We start from the raw sequence: 18999 nt of genomic DNA, 5'->3' as shown, positions 1-18999 counted from the left end.
TGCCATCAGGAGTTCAACGACGCAGGCTTGCGCCAGGGCCAGGCTCCCCGGTCACTGCAACCTGTAATGAACGTGCGATGAATGAACATGGGCGCAAAGTGTAGCAAAGCGCCCGGCCCGCCGCTGCCGGACGGGCTGCGGCCGCCGCCGCGCAAGGGCGACAACCGGCACGCGAAAACCCTATTGCCCCGCCGTACGGCATGCCGGAACATTTTGAAACGCACGATCGTTCGTTCTTAAGGAGTTGCGCATGTCCATCGCCCGTCGTCGCGCCCTGCAGTGGGCTGCCCTGGCCCTGCCCTGCTTCGCGGCCCTGCCCTCCGTGGCGGCCACGGAGCCGACCCAGCTGGGCGGCGTGAAGTTCGACCCCACCCTGGAGCTGCAGGGCAGCCGCCTGCTGCTCAACGGCGCGGGCCTGCGCTACAAGGCCGTCTTCAAGGTGTACGCCGCCGGCCTGTACCTGGAAAAGAAGGCCGCGACCACGGCCGAGGTCTACGCCCTGCGCGGCCCCAAGCGCATCAGCGTGACCATGCTGCGCGACATCGACTCGGCCGAGCTTGGCCGGCTGTTCTCGCGCGGCATGGAGGACAACATGGACAAGGCCGCCTTCTCCAAGCTGATCCCCGGCGTGCTGCGCATGAGCCAGATCTTTTCGGACCACAAGAAGCTGCTGACCGGCGAGGTCTTCACCGTGGACTGGCTCCCCGGCACGGGCACGCAGGTCTCCGTGAAGGGCGTGCCGCAGGGCGAGCCCTTCAAGGAGCCCGAGTTCTTCAACGCCCTGCTGGGCATCTGGCTGGGCCAACAGCCGGCGGACTGGAAGCTCAAGGACGCGCTGCTCGGCAAGGAGTGAGCGCCGCGCGCCTCTGAATGCCGGGAACAGGCCGCCATATCCCTCGCTCACCGCCGCATCGCGCCGTATTCCGCACGGCCGCGCTGGAGATACACTTTCTTGCAATCCGCACAGCAAGGGGCACGCATGAGTCTCAGCAACATCAAGGTGGGCACGCGCCTGGCCTTGTCCTTCGGTCTGGTCTTGCTCATCACGGTGGTCATCGCCGGCGTGGGCATTTGGCGGTTGCAGGAGCTGGCGGACGCCACCGAGCAGCTCACGAGCACCGACAACGAGCGGCTGCGTGCCACGGTGCAATGGCGCCAGGGCATTGACCAGAACTGGGTGCGGACACGCGCCGCCATCCTGGACGCGAACACCGACCACCTGGCCAGCTGGCAGACCGAAATGGCCCAGACCTCGCGCGTGGTCGATGACGCCCGCAAGGTGGTGGAAAGCCTGGTGCGCACCGACGTGGGCCGCGGGCTGCTGGCCGACATCGACAAGGCCCGCGAGGCCTACCGGGCGCCGCGCGCCGAACTCCTCAAGCGCAAGGCAGCGGGCGAGGACGTGACGGCCCAACTCAACAGCCAGCTCAAGCCCCTGGCCGATGCCTATGTCCAGTCCATCCAGGCGCTGGAGCAGCGCCAGCAGACGCTGTATGAGCGCGCCCGCCAGGAGGCCGACGCCGATGCAGCCCTGGGCCGCACGATCCTGCTGGGCGCCACGGTGGTGGCGCTGCTGGTCGGCATCGGCTCGGCCTTCTTGCTGACCCGCTCCGTCACCGCGCCGCTGCAGCTGGCCGTGCGCCGGGCCGGCCAGATCGCCGAGGGCGACCTGACCCAGCCCATCGAGAGCCGCGGCCGCGACGAGGCGGCGGCCCTGCTGGACGCGCTGCGCCACATGCAGGACAACCTGGCCCGCGTGGTCGCCGACGTGCGCACCAATGCCGAAAGCGTGGCCACGGCCAGCGCCCAGATCTCGCAGGGCAACAACGACCTGTCCGCGCGCACCGAGCAGCAGGCCAGCGCGCTGGAGGAGACCGCCGCCTCCATGGAACAGCTCGGCGCCACGGTGCGCCAGAACGCCGACAACGCCCGCCAGGCCAACCAGCTCGCCATGAACGCCAGCACCGTCGCCGCCCAGGGCGGCAGCGTGGTGGCCGAGGTGGTGGGCACGATGCGAGGCATCAATGCGTCCAGCCACAAGATCGCCGACATCATCGGCGTGATCGACGGCATCGCTTTCCAGACCAACATCCTGGCGCTCAATGCGGCCGTGGAGGCCGCGCGCGCCGGCGAGCAGGGCCGCGGCTTTGCCGTGGTGGCCGGCGAGGTGCGCAACCTGGCGCAGCGCTCGGCCGCCGCCGCCAAGGAAATCAAGGACCTGATCACCGCCAGCGTGGAGCGCGTGGAACAGGGCACGCAACTGGTGGACAAGGCCGGCACCACCATGACCGAGGTGGTGAACTCCATCCGCCGCGTGACGAACATCATGGGCGAGATCAGCGCCGCCAGCAGCCAGCAGAGCGCGGGCGTGGGCCAGGTCGGCGAAGCCATCACGCAGATGGACCAGGCCACGCAGCAAAACGCCGCGCTGGTCGAGGAAAGCGCCGCCGCGGCGGACAGCCTCAAGGCGCAGGCCGCGCAGCTTGTGCATGCCGTGGCCGTGTTCCGCCTGGCACAGCACAGCGCGGCCGCACCGGTGCAGCGCACCGCAGCCACCGCGCCCCCCAAGGCCGCCGCGGCCGCAAAACCGGCCGCAAAATCGGCACAACCACCGGCCGCCGCCCGCAAGCCCGCCGGCTCCAGCGCCGCGGTGCTGGCCGCACCCGCGCACAAGAGCACGCGCGCCGGCTTGAACGGCAACGGCGCGGCGCACGACGGCGACGACTGGGAAAGCTTCTGACCCCGGCCGTCCCGCCGGGGCGGCAGCCTCAGGCCGGCAGGAGTTCGGTCAGCGCGTCCACATAGGCATCGGCATCCACCGAGCGCGCGGGCTGGCCGTGGTTGTAGCCATAGGTCACCAGCACCACGGGGCAACCCGCGGCCCGCGCGGCCTGGGCGTCGTTGCTCGAATCGCCGATCATCAACGTGCGCGCGGGCGCCGTGCCCAGCGCCTCGCAGGTCTTCTGCAGCGGCAGCGGGTCGGGCTTCTTGCGCGCGAAGGCGTCGCCGCCGAAGACATGCTCGAAAAAGCCGTCCAACCCCTTGGCGCGCAGCAGCGGCAGGGCGAAGTCCGTGGGCTTGTTGGTCAGGCAGGCCAAGCGCAGGCCGGCGCCGCGCAGCGCCGCCAGGCCTTCGGCCACGCCCGGATAGGTGGCTGCGTACTGGCCGTTGATGGCCAGGTAATGGTGCTGGTAGCGCTCCCAGGCACGCGGGTACAGCGCCTCCACGCGCGCTTCCATTTCGATAGCTGCAAGCACTTGTCCATCAAGCGCCAGCACATGTTTCAGCACTGAGCGCAGCAGGTGCTCGGAGCCCTTGCCCACCATGCGCTCGATCTGCGCGGGCGCGATGGCCGGCAGCTCCAGGTCGCGCAGCATGCGGTTGATGGCCTCGGCAAAGTCCCCCAGCGTATCGACCATGGTGCCGTCCAGGTCCACGATCGCGGCATCCGCGCGCGCCAGCAGCGCGGCCAGGGAGTCTTGCAGCATTACCATCGGTCATCCTTGTTTTCTTGCTTGGTGCGTGCCCGGCGGGCACGCGGCGCGCGCAGTGTACCTGCGGGCTGTCCGCCCTGTCCGACAGGCTGGGGCGCGGCCTGCGGACAGACGGGACCGGGGCCGCGCCCTACGCTGGACCGTCCAGCCCACACCCCATCCAGGAGGTAATACGACATGGTTGCACGCCATCCCACCATGCTTTTGACCGCGGCGCTGCTGCTGTGCGCCGCCACCGCACAGGCGGCCACCGACGCCCGCAGCCAGTACCACGAGGACCGCGCCGCCTGCGCCGGCGTGGCGCAGGAAAGCCGCATGGCCTGCATGCGCGAGGCCGGCGCCGCCGCGCAGGCCGCGCGCACCGGCCAGCTCACCAGCGGCGATGCCGGCGCCTATGAGCGCAACGCCCTGGCGCGCTGCGAGGTGTTCAAGACCGACGAGGACCGCTCGGACTGCGAGGCCCGCGTGCGCAGCGGCGCCACGGTTTCGGGCTCGGTGGAGGGTGGCGGCCTGCTGCGCGAGGCCGTCACACCGGTCCGGTAAGCGACCGGGCAGCCGGCGCTCAGCCCAGCTCGGCGCGCATGGCGCCGATCACGGCCGCGTAGTCACGCTGGCCGAAGATGGCGCTGCCGGCCACGAAGGTGTCGGCGCCGGCATCGGCCACGCGGCGGATGTTGTCGGCCTTGATGCCGCCGTCAACCTCCAGGCGGATGTCCTTGCCCGAGGCCTCGATGCGCTTGCGGGCCACCTCGATCTTGCGCAGCGTGCTGTCGATGAAGCTCTGGCCGCCGAAGCCGGGGTTCACGCTCATCAATAGGATCAGGTCGATGTCCTCGATCACCCAGTCCAGCACGTCCAGCGGCGCGGCGGGATTGAAGGTCAGCCCGGCCTTGCAGCCCTGGGCCTTGATGTTCTGGATGCTGCGGTGCACATGGGTCGAGGCATCGGGGTGGAAGCTGATGAGATCGGCGCCCGCCTTGGCGAACGCGGTGGCCAGCTCGTCGACGGGCTGGACCATCAGGTGCACGTCGATGGGCACGGGCTGGCCGTCCGGCGTCACGGCATGGGGCTTCAAGGCCTGGCACACCATGGGGCCGAACGTGAGGTTGGGCACATAGTGGTTGTCCATGACGTCGAAGTGGATCCAGTCGGCGCCGGCGGCGATCACGTTGTGCACTTCCTCGCCCAGGCGGGCGAAGTCTGCGGACAGGATGGAGGGGGCGATACGGTAGGTGCGGCTCATGCCCGCGATTGTCGCAGCAGCTTGGGGCAACGCTAACATTGCAAGATGCCGAAGTACCAGTTCCAGGTCGAGGTGCAGCCCCAGTACCTGCCCGACCAATCCGCCCCCGAGGATGGCGTGTATGGCTTTGCCTACACCATCACCATCACGAACGTCGGCGACATCAGCGCCCAGCTCATCGCACGCCACTGGATCATCTGCGACGCCGGCGGCCACATGGAAGAGGTCAAGGGCCTGGGCGTGGTGGGCCAGCAGCCGCTGCTGCGGCCCGGCGAGGCCTTCCAGTACACCAGCGGCTGCCGCCTGCGCACGGCCAGCGGCAGCATGCACGGCAGCTACCTGTGCGTGGCAGAAGACGGCGAGCAGTTCAACAGCCCCATCGAACTCTTCGTGCTGGAGGCCACTTCGTCCAGCGCCCCCGGGCAGCCGCTCAGCGGGAGGGTGCTGCATTGAGCCGCAACGGACCCGACCTGGCGCAGCTGCTGGCCGCCATTGACCCGGCCGCGCCCCTGGCGCAACGGCACCTGCAACTCATTGCCCTGCTGGACTGGGTGCGCGGCGACGGCCAGGCGGTGGAAGGCGCCACGGGCCGCGTGGCCCTACTGGTGGAGGCCGCCGAACGCTCCCCCGAGGCCCGCGCACGGCTGCAGGCCTGGTGGGCCACGCTCACACAGCAGCTGGACATCACCACGCTGCTGGCCGACTTCGGCTTTGCGCAGCGCACCTCCATGGCCAGCGAGCTGGCCGAGCGCCTGCGCTACAAGCTCCTGCCCGCCAGCCCCGACACGCTGGACGCCTCCGAACTGTTCATGCTGGCCCTGCCGGACGAGTTCGACGCGCGCTGGCTGGCCGCGCTGGACGAGCCCCTGCTGAACCGCCTGCTGGCGGTGCTGGTGCCCGCGCCGGAGCAGGGCTGCGGCAGCCACTGGCAGCACGCGCTGCTGGACGCCATGACCTACTGCGCCGGCCAGATCCTCTCGACCGGCTTCGCGCCCGAACTGCGCCTGCGCATGAGCGAGGCGGCCCGCGAGGCCCAGCCCTTCCACGCGCTGATCCGCGACGTGGAGAGCCTGCGCGTGGAGGTGCTGCACCCGCTGCGCACCGACGACCGGCGCCAGGAGGCCGTGCAGCGCCTGCGCGAGCGCCTGGATGCCTGTCGCAGCGCAACCAACACCATCTACGCCCACCTTGAGGACAACGGCATCTCGGTGGGCCTGGTGTTTCGCCTGCGCCAGCTGCGCGAGCGCATCCTGCGCGTGCGCGAGCTGCTGGAATGCCTGCTCTCTCCGCGTCCGGCCGTGACCGCCACCCGGCTCATGGGCCGCCTGGTGACCGTGGGGCGCGAGCGGCGCAGCCTGCGCGCGCTCGTCGCCTCCAACTCCTCGCTGCTCGCGGCCAAAGTGGCGGAGCGCAGCGCCGAGACGGGCGAGCACTACATCACCCGCACGGGCGGCGAATACCTGACCATGGTGCGCAAGGCCGCCGGCGGCGGCTTCGTCATGGCCTTCACCACGCTGGTCAAATTCGGGCTCTACGCGCTGGCGCTGTCCGCGTTCTGGGGCGGCTTCATGGCGGGCGTGAACTACGCCCTCAGCTTCGTGCTGATCCAGCTGCTGCACTTCACCGTGGCCACCAAACAGCCCGCCATGACCGCACCGGCCATGGCGGCCAAGCTCAAGAACCTGGACGAAACCGAGGCCGTGGAGTCCTTCGTGGACGAGGTCTCGCACCTCGTGCGCTCGCAGGTCGCGGCGGTGCTGGGCAACGTGCTGCTGGTGTTTCCCGCGGCGCTGGGTCTGGCGCTGCTCATCGCCCAGGCGCTCGACCGGCCGGCCATCAGCGTGGAGCAGGCCGAGCATGTGCTGGACTCCCTGCACCTGCTGGGCCCCTCGCTGCTGTTTGCCGCCTTCACCGGCGTGCTGCTGTTCGCGTCGAGCATCCTCGCGGGCTGGGTGGAAAACTGGTTCGTGCTGCACCGGCTGGACTCCGCCATCCAGTACAACCCGCGCATCACCGGCTTCCTGGGCCGGCAACGCGCCGCGCGCTGGGCGCACTTCCTGCGCGGCAACATCTCCGGGTTTGCCGCCAACATCTCGCTGGGCTTCATGCTGGGGCTCACGCCCGCCTTCGCGGCCTTCTTCGGCCTGGGGCTGGAAGTGCGCCACGTCACGCTGTCCACGGGGCAGATGGGCGTCGCGTCCGCCACGCTGGGCTGGGACGTGCTGCACCAGCCCGCCTTCTGGTGGGCCGCGGCCATGATTCCGTTCAACGGCGCGCTCAACGTCATCGTCAGCTTCTACCTCGCCTTCCGCCTGGCCCTGCGCGCGCACAATGTGGGCAAGGTGGACCGCTCGCGCATCTACCGCGCATTGCTGGCGCGCTGGCGCCGCGCTCCGCTGGGCTTTTTCCTGCCCCCCCGCCGCACCGTCTGATAAGGTGCAGCCACCCCGGGCTGCGCACCGTCCTACAGGGACAGCGACACGCCAACAGATACATTTGGTTGACAAACCCTCCTGAGGGACAGGCGGCGGGCGCACCGGCTCCCGCCGCGCTCCACCATCCAGCGGGCCCGGCCCGCGCGAGACAGAGGACACTCGACAATGAATGAGCTGATGAGCTTTTGGGCGCAGTGGCTGCGCCCATCGGCGGGACTGCCTACCGTGCAATGGTCGCTGCTGCTGGCGGTGGCCGCCGTTGCCGGCTATTTGATGCAACGCTACAGCGGCCTGCCCAAGGTGGTGGGCTACACGCTGGTGGGCACCATCGTCGGCCTGCTGGGATTCAGCGGCGCGGTCTGGCCGCTGCAGGGCATCGCGCTGTTCCTGGTGGAGCTGGGCGTGGCCGTGGTGCTGTTCGAGGCCGGCGGGCGCATTCCGCTGCGCTGGTTCCGCCACAACCCCATGGTGCTGGTGCAGAGCATCGCCGAATCCGCACTCACCTATTTCGCGGTGTACTGGACCATGCTGTGGTTCGACGTGCCCGAGCGCGCCGCCGGCCCGCTGGCCATGGTGGCCATGGCCGCGTCGCCGGCCGTGCTCACGCGCGTGGTGACCGACACGCGCGCGGCCGGTCCCGTGACCGACCGCGCCACCGTGCTGGCCACGCTGTCGTCGCTGTACGCGCTGGCGCTGGGCAGCGCCCAGGCCGAGCTCATCAACCGTCCCCCGTCGAGCCTGAGCGGCACGGTGTACCCGGTGCTGGTGGTGCTGGGTGTGTCCGTCGCGGTGGGCGCGCTGCTGTCGCTGGCGATGCGCATGGCGCTGCGCGTCATGAGCCCGACGAGCGAGAACACCACCATCTTGCTGCTGGCGCTGATCGCCGCCAGCACCGCCGTCGCCGCCCACATGGGCGGCTCGGCGCCGCTGGCCGCGCTGCTGGGCGGCATGCTGCTCAAGCAGCTCCATCCACGCCCCTGGGCCTGGCCGCGCCAGATGGGCACGGCGTCCTCGCTGCTGACCATGCTGATGTTCGTGCTGGTGTCCACCGTGGCGGCCCAGGCCGACTGGAGCGGCCCCGTGGCCGGCGCCGTGGTGGCGCTGATCATCGTGCGCCTGCTGGCCAAGGCCGTGGGCGTGGGCGTGGGCAACGTGGGCAGTGGCGCAAGCTGGCGCCAGGCGCTGTGGGTGAGCTGCGCCATGACGCCCATGTCGTCCATCGCGTTGCTGGTCGCATCGCAGTTCGTGGTGGCGTCGGCCTCCACGGGGCACATGATCGCGCGCATCGCCCTGCCGGCCATCCTGGTGATGGAGGTGCTGGGCGCGGTGATCGCCACCGTGGCCATCTACCGCGCCGGCGAAAGCTCCAAGCCCTGGGCCCCCTTGAGCAGCCGTGGCAACAACACCGGAGAGAGCAGCCGTGAGTCTTGAAGCCTTCCACCATTCCGAACCGCTGACCCTGGGCGTGGAGCTGGAACTGCAGCTCGTGAGCACCCACGACTACGACCTGGCCCCCTATGCCGAGGACATGCTGCGCCTCATGAAGAAGGTACCGCTGCCCGGCAGCGTGGTGCCCGAGATGACCAACAGCATGATTGAGGTCTCCACCGGCATCTGCCACAGCAGCAGCGAGGTGCTGGGCCAGCTCAGCCAGATCCGCGACGCGCTGGTCAAGAGCGCCGACAAGCTCAACATCGCCGTGGTCGGCGGCGGCACGCACCCCTTCCAGCAGTGGCACGAACGCCGCATCTACGACAAGCCGCGCTTCCAGGAGCTGTCGCAGCTCTACGGCTACCTGTCCAAGCAGTTCACCATCTTCGGCCAGCACGTGCACATCGGCTGCCCCGACGCCGATGCGGCCCTGCTCATGCTGCACCGCATGAGCCGCTACATCCCGCACTTCATCGCGCTGTCGGCCTCCAGCCCCTACGTGCAGGGCCAGGACACGGCCTTCGACTCGGCGCGGCTCAACTCGGTGTTCGCCTTCCCGCTATCGGGCCGCGCGCCCTGCGTGCTGACCTGGGACGACTTCGGCAAGTACTTCGACAAGATGACGCGCACCGGCGTCGTCAAGAGCATGAAGGACTTCTACTGGGACATCCGCCCCAAGCCCGAGTTCGGCACCATCGAGATCCGCGTGTTCGACACGCCGCTGACCATCGAGCGCGCCGCCGCGCTCGCCGGCTTCGTGCAGTCGCTGGGCGCCTGGTTTCTGGCCGAGCAGCCCTTCATGCCGCAGGAGGACGACTACCTCGTCTACACCTACAACCGCTTCCAGGCCTGCCGCTTCGGCATGGACGCGGTCTATGTGGACCCGGCCACGGGCGACCACATGCCGCTGCGCGACCACATCCTGCAGACCCTGGACCACATCGCCCGCCACGCGGGCAGCCACGGCGCCTCGGGCGCGCTGCACATCCTGCGCGGCGAGACCGCCCTGGGCCAGAACGACGCCCGCTGGCTGCGCGAGCGCCAGCGCGAAGAGCAGCTGCTGGCCGAGGTCAGCCGCCAGGCCGCGCAGCGCTTTCGCGGGCAGGCCCTCTGAAGCCCACCACGCGGCCCCGCCCCATGGGTGAATTTGACTTGATCGCGCGCTACTTCACGCGCCCCGTGCGCCGTGCTGCGCTGGGCGTGGGCGACGACTGCGCGCTGCTCGCGCCCGCGCCGGGCATGCAGCTGGCCGTGTCCAGCGACATGCTGGTCGAGGGCCGGCATTTCTTCGCCGACGTGGACCCGGCGCACCTGGGCCACAAGGCGCTGGCGGTGAACCTGTCCGACCTGGCGGCCTGCGGCGCGCGGCCGCTGGCCTTCACGCTGGCGCTGGCGCTGCCGCGCATTGATGCGCCCTGGCTGCAGGCCTTTGCCGGCGGCCTGCTGGCGCTGGCCGACGCGCACCAGTGCGAGCTGGTCGGCGGCGACACCACGCAGGGCCCGCTCAACATCTGCATCACCGTGTTCGGCGAGGTGCCCGCGGGCCAGGCCCTGCTGCGCAGCGGCGCGCGCGCGGGCGACGACATCTGGGTCAGCGGCCAGCTGGGCGACGCGCGCCTGGCCCTGGAGGCGCTGCTGGGCCGCATCGCCCTGCCGGCGGACGCCCTGGCGCGCGCGCGCCAGCGGCTGGAGCAGCCCACGCCGCGCGTGCAGCTGGGCCAGGCGTTGCGCGGCATCGCCAGCAGCGCACTCGACGTGAGCGACGGCCTGCTGGGCGACCTGGGCCACATCCTCGCCGCCAGCGGCGTGGGGGCCGAGATCAAACTCGCGCAAACCACAAAATTGATAGCTGCCGGCGCTTTATTCACGGGCGCTGGAGCTATTCTTAATACAGAACTTCTGCACCAATGCACGCTGGCCGGCGGCGACGACTACGAGCTGGCCTTCACCGCCGCGCCCGCGCGCCGCGCCGCCGTGCAGGCCGCCGCACAGCAGGCCGGCGTGGCCGTCACGCGCATCGGCACCGTGCAGGCCGCGCCGGGCCTGCGGCTGGTGGACGCGCAGGGCCGGCCCGTGGAGGGTGGCGCGTTCGCGGCCTTCGATCACTTCCGCGACCGGGCCTGAGCGCCGCCCTGCCCTCAGAACAGCGGCGCCAGCGGCTTGACCACGTAGAGCATGTTGCTCTCGACCTTGCCGTCGTGCAGGTACTTCTGCTTGACGCCGCCGGCGCCGTCGGGCGCGATCATGAAGTCGGCGTCGTTGAGGATGCCCAGGCGGTTGGCGTCAATCACCCACAGGCCTTCCATCTTGTCGTGCGGGTACTTCTGCGCGGCAATGCCGTCATAGGCCAGCGTCTTGGTGGCGGGCTGGATGCCCAGGGCGGCCAGTTGGGACCAGCCCGCGGCGAAGTTGCCGTCCGCGCCGCCGTCCTTGACCACCAGTTCCAGCGTCTTGCCGTCCACCAGCAGGCCGTTGGCCGCGCTCACCGACAGCGACGGCTGGCTGTTGCGCAGGCCGGCGTTGGACTGGTCGATGTTCGTGGCCTTGCTCAGGTCGACCTGGTACACGTTCTTGCGAACCGTGCCGGTGCTGATGCCGTAGAACTTGGTGTCGCGCTCGACCACCAGGAAGCGCGTGGCGCTCAGGGCCACGATCTCGGAGTTGGCCAGGCCCGCCGCATCCTGCTTGTAGAGGTACTGCGCGACGGCGCCGGTGGCGATGTTCACCGTGACGATGCGCGTCAGGTTGATGCTGCCCACGGCGTTGCTGGGGTTGTGCAGGTTGGACTGCATGATGCCCAGCAGCGTCTTGCCGTCGGGCGTGATGGCCAGGCCTTCCATGCCCCGGTTGGGCCAGCGCGTGGCCAGCTCGGCGGGCAGCACGCGGCCCGCCTTGTTGCGCGGATCGGCGGCGAACGGGTTGATGCGCTCGATCTCCTTGCCCGTGGCGTCGAAGTGCACGATGTGCGGGCCGTATTCATCGCTGATCCAGAACGTGCCGTCCTTCAGCGCCACCAGGCCCTCGGAGTCGAGGCCGCTCTCGTCGAATCCCTTGATGCCGTCGCCGTCCGGGTCCAGCGCGACGACGCTGCCGTCCAGGTTGTAGGGCGTTTCGCCGGTGCCGCCGAAGTTCTTGTTCGGCAGACCCGTGATCGCGCGGCCCTTGGGGTCCTTGAGCAGGATGGTTTCCACCAGCTCGGTCTTGCCCTCGTGGGTGAGCTTGAACAGGCCGATGCGCGGCGTGTAGCCGGGCGTGAGGAAGATGATGCCCGAGGGTTTCTTGCCCGCCTCGGTGGCCGCGTTCGGCCCGCGGTCGCTCAGGCCGTAGAAATGGCCCTCGCGCGTGGGGTGCGGGGCCATGGCCGAGCCGTAGCTACCATTGCGGATTTCCGTCTTCTCGGCGTTGTCCACCTTGCTCATCAGCTCGTAGGGCAGGGCCGTGCCCTCGGCGCCGGGAAACTGGAAGCCATCATCGGAGCCACCGCAGGCGGCCAGGCCCAGGCTCAAGGCGAGCGTGGTGAGTACAAGAGGTGCAGACAAATTCATGGTCAGGGAATGCGCGAGTCAAAGAGGCCACAACACTATTAACAATTCGTGACACCCTGATGAACCGCGACCACCGCCCCCCTGCGGCGCATTTGCGCTACAACCCCCGCGTGCGGCCGGCCGACCCGGCGCCGCGCGCCCATCCACCTACCCGCGAGACGCCTGTGAAGCACGCCCCCCTTGCCACCCTTCGGCTCCCCCTCGGAGCGCTCGCCTGCGCGGGCCTGCTCTCCATCCCCGGCGTGGCCCTGGCCCAGGACGCGCCCACGCGCATCACCGGCGTGAAGCTCTACCCCGGCAGCGCCACGGTGGAGCGCACGGCGCGCGTGGCGGCGGGCAGCCGCAGCGTGGTCTTTCACTGCCTGCCGGCGGGCCTGGACGCGCGCAGCCTGCAGGTGCAGGCCGACGCCGCCGTGCGCATCGGCGACACCGGCGTGCAGGTGCGCGAGCGCGCGCTGGCCGGCGGCTGCAGCAGCCCGCTGGACGAGCGCGTGCGCGCCGCGCAGGACCAGGTGGCCGTGGCCGCCGCCGAGGCCGATGCGCTGCGGCTGGCCCACACCTACCTCAAGACCGTCGCGGGCACGCCCCCCACAACGCAGGCCGCGGGCCCGGGCACGCCCGGCTCGGCCGCGATCGGCGCCACCACCGAGTCGCTGCGCCGCTCGGCCCAGGACACCCTGGTGCGGCTGCACCAGGCGCAGCGCCGCCAGGAGCAGCTGGAGCTGGAGCTCAAGGCGCTCACCGCCGAGCGCGACCGCGTGGCGGGCCCGGGCGCGCGCGTGGCCACCGTCACCGTCACGCTGGCCGCCGAGCGCGATACCGACGTGCGCCTGAGCTACCAGGTGCGCGGCCCCAGCTGGTCGCCCAGCTACCGCGCCGCGCTGGACAGCCAGGCCGCCACCATCCGACTGGAGCGCCTGGCCCTGGTGGCCCAGGACACGGGCGAAGACTGGAGCGGCGTGCCGCTCACGCTGTCCACCGGCCAGCCCCTGCGCGCCACCGGCGGCCGCCTGCCACGCCCATGGACGCTGGACCTGCCGCCCGAGCCGCCACCGCCCCCCGCCGCGCCCGCCCCCGTGGCCATGGCCGCGGCCCCCATGGGGGAGGCGCGCGCGCGCGGCGGCGCCATGGCGGAGCCGGCGGCGGCCGAACCCACGTTCGACGTGGCCATCGCCGACACCGCCTACGCCACCGAATTCACCGTGCCGCAGCGCATCACCGTCGCCTCGGGCGGGCAGCGCGTCACGTTGTCGCTGGGCGCGCAGCCGGTTCCCGTGCAGCTGGTCACGCGCACCGCGCCGGCGCAGGAGGCAGCGGCCTACCTGGTGGCGCTGCTGCCGGCCCTGGACGGCGTGTGGCCGACCGGCCCGGCGGCGCTGTACCGCGACGGCACCCTGGTGGGCCAGGGCTATTTCGCCCCCGGCAGCGCCGACTGGGCGCGCAACGGCCTGTCCTTCGGGCGCGACGAGCGCCTGCTGGTCACCGTGGAGCCACCGCGCGAGCACACGGCCAGCAGCGGCCTGACGGGCGCGCGCACCGAACGTACGCTGCAGCACGCCTACCGCGTGGAAAGCCGCCACAGCCAGCCGGTCCGGCTGCAGGTGCTGGACACCGCGCCCGTGTCGCTCAACGAGCAGATCACCGTGGAATCGCGCTACGAGCCCGCCCCCGCCGTCACGGCCTGGAACCAGCAGCCGGGCCTGATCGCCTGGGAGCAGGACCTGGCCCCGGCCGGCAGCGCGCGCTTTGCCGCCACCCATGTGCTGCGCTACGCCAAGGACCTGCGCGTGCGCGAACGCCGCTGAGGCGCGCCGCTTGAACCCCTGACCCGCCACGCCCCGCCGCAGCCCCGACCGACCCTTTCCGCCACGACTTCATGCCCACCCCACCGCCCCACACCCTGCCCCCGCACGCCCTGCGCCGCTTTCTACTGGTGCACCCCGCGCACTTCATCGCCCTAGGCTTCGGCAGCGGCCTGTCGCGCGTGGCGCCGGGCACGGTGGGCACGCTATGGGGCTGGCTGGCGTTTTTGGTGCTGCAGCTGTGGCTCACGCCGCTGGGCATGGGCCTGCTGATCGCGCTGTCGCTGGCGCTGGGCTGGTGGGCCTGCACCGTGACGGCGCGCCACATGGGCGTGGCCGACCCCGGCCACATCGTGTGGGACGAGGTCGTCGCCATCTGGATCGTGCTGTGGCTGGCCATGCCCATGGGCTTCTGGGGCCAGCTGGTCGCCTTCGCGCTGTTTCGCTACTTTGACGCCGCCAAGCCCGGCCCCGTGGCCTGGGCCGACCAGCTGTTCAAGGGCTTCGGCTGGCGCGGCGGCCTGGGCATCATGCTGGACGACCTGGTGGCCGCGGCCTGCACGCTGCTGGTGATCGCGCTGTGGCGCTTCCTGTTCTGGTGAACCGCATGACACTATCAAAAAATGAGCTACTCACGCTTTATGGGCAAGCGCTGCAGGCCGATTTGGCTCAAATTTCAGGCACCCTGCTGGCGCGCGGCTGGATGCTGGCCACGGCCGAGAGCTGCACCGGCGGCATGATCGCCGCCGCCTGCACCGACCTGGCCGGGTCGAGCCAGTGGTTCGAACGCGGCTTCGTCACCTACTCCAACCAGGCCAAGACGGAGTGCCTGGGCGTGCCCATGGCCCTCATCGAGCAGCACGGCGCCGTGAGCGAGCCCGTGGCCCGCGCCATGGCCGAAGGGGCCGTGCGCCACTCCGCCGCCCAGGTGGCCGTGGCCGTCACCGGCATCGCCGGCCCCACGGGCGGATCGCCCGACAAGCCGGTGGGCACGGTGTGGTTCGGCTGGCATGTGGCGGGCCGCACGCACAGCGAACTGCGCCGCTTCGACGGCGACCGGGCCGCCGTGCGCGCGCAGACCCTGCGGCATGCGCTGGCGCGGCTGGCCGCGCTGTGCCGCTAAGAAGGCGCCGAGCAGGCGCTAAAAGCCTACGATCCGCCCCAGCCTAGAGCCTGGCGGAAGGCGGCACGGCGCAAGTGTTGGAATCGTCGCGCACCAGGGCGTGCTCTCATTGACGATTTGCATCATTTTTTTACACTTGCGCGCTATTTCGCCATTATCTCGGCCCCTTCACTCGCATGCCTCGCCCCTACTCTGCCCCCTTGGCCTTTTCACCCTCCGTTGGCCCGGTACACACACACTATCCCCGGCGCCTGTTGGGCTTGGCCATTGGCCTGGCGCTGGCGCAGCAGGCCGTTGCAGCCGACCACTTCACCAGCGCCAGCTCCGCCACCCTGAGCAGCTCGGCCAGCTATGACGAACTGGCCGTGGCCAACACCAGCGACCCGGCCCAGCTGACCATCACCGGGGGCAGCACCGTGATTGCCACCAGCGTGGTCAACGTGGGGCGCGATGCCACGTACGACAACGGCGTGGCGGGCGGCAACCAGGGCACGCTGCAACTGACCGGCGGCGCCCAGCTCACCACGAGCGGCGACGCCACGCTGGCCCTTGGCACCAGCACCCAGGGCACGGTCGATCTGGCAGCGGGCACGCAGTGGCAGGTTGGCGGCCGGCTGAATGTGGGCCGCGAGGGGCTGGGAACGCTCAATAGCGCCGGCACCCTGGTGAGCGCAACCGCCATGGTGGGCGACCTTGCGGGCGGCGTGGGCAGCAGTGTGGCCCTCACGGGCGGCAGCTGGACCAACACCGGTGCCCTGGTGGTGGGGGGCGCAGCCACCGCATCGGCCAGCATTTCCGGCACTGCCACGCTGACCAACACAGGGGGCGTGCTGACGCTGGGCAACAGCAGCGGCGTCACGGGCAGCCTGACCCTGGGGGGTGCCAACAGCCTGAATGCGGGCGAGCTGCGCATCGGCAACTACGGCACGGGCAGCTTCGCGCCCACCAACGCCACCCTGGCCAGCACCGATGCCTTCTTGGGCTACTACGCCGGCTCCACAGGCAATACCGCCACGCTGGATAACAGCACCTGGACCGTGACCGGCAACCTCCATCTGGGCTACGGCGGTGCAGGCACGCTGAACCTGCAAGGCACTAGTGGCAGTGCAATGACAGCCAGCGGCAACGGCGTACTGGGCCACGACCCAGGCAGCCAGGGCACGCTGACGCTTGCGAGCGGCAGCAGCCTGGGCGTGGCCGAGCTGACCGTGGGCCATGGGGGTACGGGCGGCATCACGGCCGACGGCGCCACCCTCAGCGCCACCGGGGCCGTGCTGGGCCGCCAGGCAGGGTCCACGGGCACGGTCACCCTGACAAACAACACGCACCTGAATCTGGGCAGCGGCGTGCTCTACGTGGGCAATACCGGCAGTGGCACCCTGACCCTGGCCAGCGGTGCACACGTCACGGCCAACGATGTCTATGTGGGCTGGGATACCGGGGGCAGCGGCACCTTGCGCCTGAATGCGGGCGCCGGCACCTCGACCATCGGTAACGGCATCTACTTCAACAACGGCTCGGGCACGGTGGCCTTCAATCATGGGGGCACCTACACCGTGGGCCACCAGTTGCAAGGCGCGGGCAGTGTGTCCATCGAAAGCGGCACCACCGTGTTCACGGGCGGTACCACCTACACCGGCACCACCACCATTGCCAGCGGCGCCACGCTGCGCATTGGCAACGGTGGCACCACGGGCCAGCTGCACAGCGACGTCAGCAACAGCGGCACCCTGGTCTTCGAGCGCAGCGACGCCGTCACCTATGCAGCGGCGCTGAGCGGAACCGGCGCGCTCGACAAGCTGGGCGCGGGCACCCTGACCCTGACCGGCAACAGCCCCACCTATACAGGACTCACGCGGGTGCAGGCCGGCGGCCTGATGATTGGCGGCGTGGCCGGTGGCCCCGGCCAATTGGGAGGGGCCGTGCAACTCTCCGCCGGCACCACGCTGGGCGGACATGGATACCTGGGAGCCCTGTCGGGATCGGGAACCGTGGCGCCCGGAAGCTCGATCGGCACGCTCACCGTCACAGGCGCGGCCGATCTCTCAACGTCCACGCTGCAAGCCGAGATCGACGCCGCGGCACCGGCCGCCGACCTGCTGGCAGTGGGAGGGGCGGCCACGCTGACGGGTGGCACGCTCCATATCAACAACCTGGCGGGCACACCCACGGCGGGCCAAAGCTTCACGCTGCTCACGGCGGGCGCCGTCAGCGGCGAGTTCGCCACTGTGACCTTCGCGCAAAGCTACCCAGGTCTCACGCCAAGCGTGCAGTACACGCCCACGGCGGTTCGCGTCGTGTTCGCCGCCACCGCCCCCGCTGCGGGCGGCGTGCGCGGCGTTCCCACGCTGTCCGCAGGCGGGCTGGCCTTGATGGGACTGGTCCTGGCGGGTGCCATGGCCTGGCAGCAGCGCCGTCGGCGGGCTTGAATCCCAGGCGGGCTATGCCCACAGGCACTGCCGCAAGCAGTGCAGATCCGAGGCATTTAGCTATTCAAAATATAGCTGAGGACACAAGCAGCACAAGAAATTTTGCCCGTTTTCGCTGAAATTCCTGCCCCGCACTCACCCTGCGATGCCGGGCCGGGCCACCGCCGCAAGCTCCGCCCTGACCGCCACCCACGGCGGCCCAGAGCGCCAGCATGGGGTGGGCAATTCACTGCCTTGGCGGATGGCGGCCGTGCTGTACTCCCTCGCGCACGCCGACCTTGCCTTCGGCGACACGGCTGCCGCGCCCAGCGCCATGTCAGCCGTTGTGGCGCATCAGGCGCCGCAGCACTTCTTGAACTTCTTGCCGCTGCCGCAGCTGCACGGGTCGTTGCGGCCCGGCTGCTCGCCCTTGACGATGGTTTCCTGGCGCGGGCCCATGCTGCGCCACAGCTGGCGCAGGTCGTACACGCCCCAGATGGCCTCGCCGAACACCTCCAGCCGGTCCTGGCTGGTGCTGGGCGGGCCGTCCTCGTCGTACATGCAGATCTCGGGCTTGCCGGTGTCGTCCTCGGTCAGGGCGACGATGGACTCCAGCGCGCCGTCCAGCCACTGGGCGGCCTCCTTGTCGCGCGGGGCGGCCCAGTCTTCGGGCCAGTTTTCCACGGCGAACATGAAGCCCAGCGCCCAGACCTGGCCGAACGACGGGATCTCCTGCCCCTCCATCTCGGCGCGCTCTTCCTCGGGCAGGCTGGCGATGGCGCCGCGCATGTCGATCACCTCGGGCTGGAAGGCGTTGTCGGCGTCCAGCGACTCGGCCTGCGCGTCGAGCTGCGCCTGCACCTCGGCGCGGCGCAGCTCCCACAGAGCCAGAAAGCGCTGCTGCTGGGCCAGGTCCTGGAAGGTGGGCACCAGCGGCAGGGGCGCACCCTCGACCACGTCCTCCAGCGGCAGGCCGTCGCCCAGCAGCATGGGCAGCCATTCGGCCGCGGGCACGGGGCGGCGGGTGCAGACCAGGGCGGTCAGGAAACCGTCGCAGAACTCCCACTGCGGCACGTCTTCCTCGCGCGTGCGCAGGTCGTCCAGCAGGTCGTCGAGTTCATTGAGTTCGTCCGGACCCAGGGCGGGCGCGGCGGCGCCGGGGGATGCGGTGTCGGTGGTGCTGTTCATGGTGTTCGGGCCGGCGCGGGACCGGCGGGCAGGCTAGGGTTGTCAGGCGCCCCGGGGGCGGGCCGCCAGTGTAGCGGCTGGGTCTTTCAGGCCGCTATTGTTTGAATAGCTATCTGCGCTTGCTGGATGGGCGCCAGTGCCCAATTTGAGCAAAAAAACAAACGCCCCAGGCCGGCGGCCATGGGGCGTGAAGCAAAGGTGTGGGCCGCCTGCGACCCGGGCGCCAATTACTGGCTGGCGATTTCCAGATGGGCCTCGCGGGCGGCCTGGATGAATTCGATGAGGGAGAGGATGATTTCGCGCATGTGGTGGTTCCTGTTCGAGATGCTC

The 18999-nt window shown here is 70.2% G+C and carries 16 protein-coding genes; 12 read left to right on the top strand and 4 right to left on the bottom strand.

Annotated elements, in window-relative coordinates; translation table 11 throughout:
- Positions 1 to 250 precede the first annotated feature (250 nt).
- Positions 251 to 853 (top strand): chalcone isomerase family protein, encoded by a 603-nt coding sequence (locus tag BP68_RS04855; RefSeq protein WP_496369488.1) that lies wholly within the window; start codon positions 251 to 253, stop codon positions 851 to 853.
- Positions 854 to 979: 126 nt separating this feature from the next.
- A complete protein-coding gene (locus tag BP68_RS04850) occupies positions 980 to 2740 on the top strand; it encodes a methyl-accepting chemotaxis protein (RefSeq protein WP_496369487.1) in 1761 nt (586 codons plus the stop codon).
- Positions 2741 to 2768: 28 nt separating this feature from the next.
- Here BP68_RS04850 and gph read toward each other — a convergent pair whose 3' ends face one another.
- Positions 2769 to 3494 carry a phosphoglycolate phosphatase gene (gph, locus tag BP68_RS04845; RefSeq protein ID WP_496369486.1) on the bottom strand — a complete coding sequence of 242 codons (726 nt, stop codon included), beginning with the start codon at positions 3492 to 3494 and terminating at the stop codon, positions 2769 to 2771.
- A gap of 198 nt (positions 3495 to 3692) precedes the next feature.
- Here gph and BP68_RS04840 point away from each other — a divergent pair, with 198 nt between their 5' ends.
- Complete coding sequence (locus BP68_RS04840) at positions 3693 to 4037, top strand: hypothetical protein (RefSeq protein ID WP_496369485.1); 345 nt, start codon at positions 3693 to 3695, stop codon at positions 4035 to 4037.
- 19 nt (positions 4038 to 4056) lie between these two features.
- Here the strand turns inward: BP68_RS04840 and rpe are convergent, their stop codons facing one another.
- Positions 4057 to 4737: a ribulose-phosphate 3-epimerase gene (gene rpe / locus BP68_RS04835; RefSeq protein ID WP_496369484.1), complete on the bottom strand. Its 681-nt coding sequence runs from the start codon at positions 4735 to 4737 to the stop codon at positions 4057 to 4059.
- A 45-nt stretch (positions 4738 to 4782) separates the two neighbouring features.
- Between rpe and apaG the strand changes: the two genes are divergently transcribed.
- The 5 genes from apaG to thiL all read left to right on the top strand — a co-directional run bounded on the left by apaG (position 4783) and on the right by thiL (position 10727).
- Complete coding sequence (gene apaG / locus BP68_RS04830) at positions 4783 to 5190, top strand: Co2+/Mg2+ efflux facilitator ApaG/CorD (protein WP_496369483.1); 408 nt, start codon at positions 4783 to 4785, stop codon at positions 5188 to 5190.
- Positions 5187 to 7169, top strand: a complete 1983-nt coding sequence (gene tlpB / locus BP68_RS04825; protein ID WP_496369482.1) for a transporter-like protein TlpB — start codon at positions 5187 to 5189, stop codon at positions 7167 to 7169. Before apaG ends, tlpB begins: the two co-directional genes overlap by 4 nt.
- Before the next feature lie 168 nt (positions 7170 to 7337).
- The gene (locus BP68_RS04820; RefSeq protein ID WP_496369481.1) at positions 7338 to 8603 is read left to right on the top strand and encodes a cation:proton antiporter; all 1266 of its coding nucleotides are present in this window, start codon (positions 7338 to 7340) and stop codon (positions 8601 to 8603) included.
- On the top strand, positions 8593 to 9717 hold the full coding sequence (locus BP68_RS04815) for a YbdK family carboxylate-amine ligase (RefSeq protein WP_496369480.1): 1125 nt from the start codon (positions 8593 to 8595) through the stop codon (positions 9715 to 9717). The genes BP68_RS04820 and BP68_RS04815 overlap by 11 nt, the downstream gene beginning before the upstream one ends.
- A gap of 23 nt (positions 9718 to 9740) precedes the next feature.
- Entirely contained in the window at positions 9741 to 10727 is a 987-nt protein-coding gene (thiL, locus tag BP68_RS04810; RefSeq protein WP_496369479.1) for a thiamine-phosphate kinase, read from the top strand.
- Positions 10728 to 10741: 14 nt separating this feature from the next.
- Here thiL and BP68_RS04805 read toward each other — a convergent pair whose 3' ends face one another.
- Positions 10742 to 12148: an esterase-like activity of phytase family protein gene (locus tag BP68_RS04805; protein WP_496369478.1), complete on the bottom strand. Its 1407-nt coding sequence runs from the start codon at positions 12146 to 12148 to the stop codon at positions 10742 to 10744.
- Between the two features lie 59 nt (positions 12149 to 12207).
- Between BP68_RS04805 and BP68_RS04800 the strand changes: the two genes are divergently transcribed.
- The 4 genes from BP68_RS04800 to BP68_RS04785 all read left to right on the top strand — a co-directional run bounded on the left by BP68_RS04800 (position 12208) and on the right by BP68_RS04785 (position 17502).
- Positions 12208 to 13953: a DUF4139 domain-containing protein gene (locus tag BP68_RS04800; RefSeq protein WP_496369477.1), complete on the top strand. Its 1746-nt coding sequence runs from the start codon at positions 12208 to 12210 to the stop codon at positions 13951 to 13953.
- 71 nt (positions 13954 to 14024) lie between these two features.
- Positions 14025 to 14552, top strand: coding sequence for a phosphatidylglycerophosphatase A family protein (locus BP68_RS04795; RefSeq protein WP_496369476.1), 528 nt, complete (start codon positions 14025 to 14027; stop codon positions 14550 to 14552).
- A gap of 5 nt (positions 14553 to 14557) precedes the next feature.
- Positions 14558 to 15073, top strand: coding sequence for a CinA family protein (locus BP68_RS04790; RefSeq protein ID WP_496369475.1), 516 nt, complete (start codon positions 14558 to 14560; stop codon positions 15071 to 15073).
- A gap of 254 nt (positions 15074 to 15327) precedes the next feature.
- The gene (locus BP68_RS04785; RefSeq protein WP_496369474.1) at positions 15328 to 17502 is read left to right on the top strand and encodes an IPTL-CTERM sorting domain-containing protein; all 2175 of its coding nucleotides are present in this window, start codon (positions 15328 to 15330) and stop codon (positions 17500 to 17502) included.
- 333 nt (positions 17503 to 17835) lie between these two features.
- Here the strand turns inward: BP68_RS04785 and BP68_RS04780 are convergent, their stop codons facing one another.
- Complete coding sequence (locus BP68_RS04780) at positions 17836 to 18669, bottom strand: YecA/YgfB family protein (RefSeq protein WP_496369473.1); 834 nt, start codon at positions 18667 to 18669, stop codon at positions 17836 to 17838.
- Between the last annotated feature and the right edge of the window lie 330 nt (positions 18670 to 18999).

Source organism: Diaphorobacter oryzae DSM 22780, from assembly GCF_059568935.1.
Note: the sequence above shows the minus strand (reverse complement) of the source record. Positions and strands in the feature narration are given on the sequence as shown.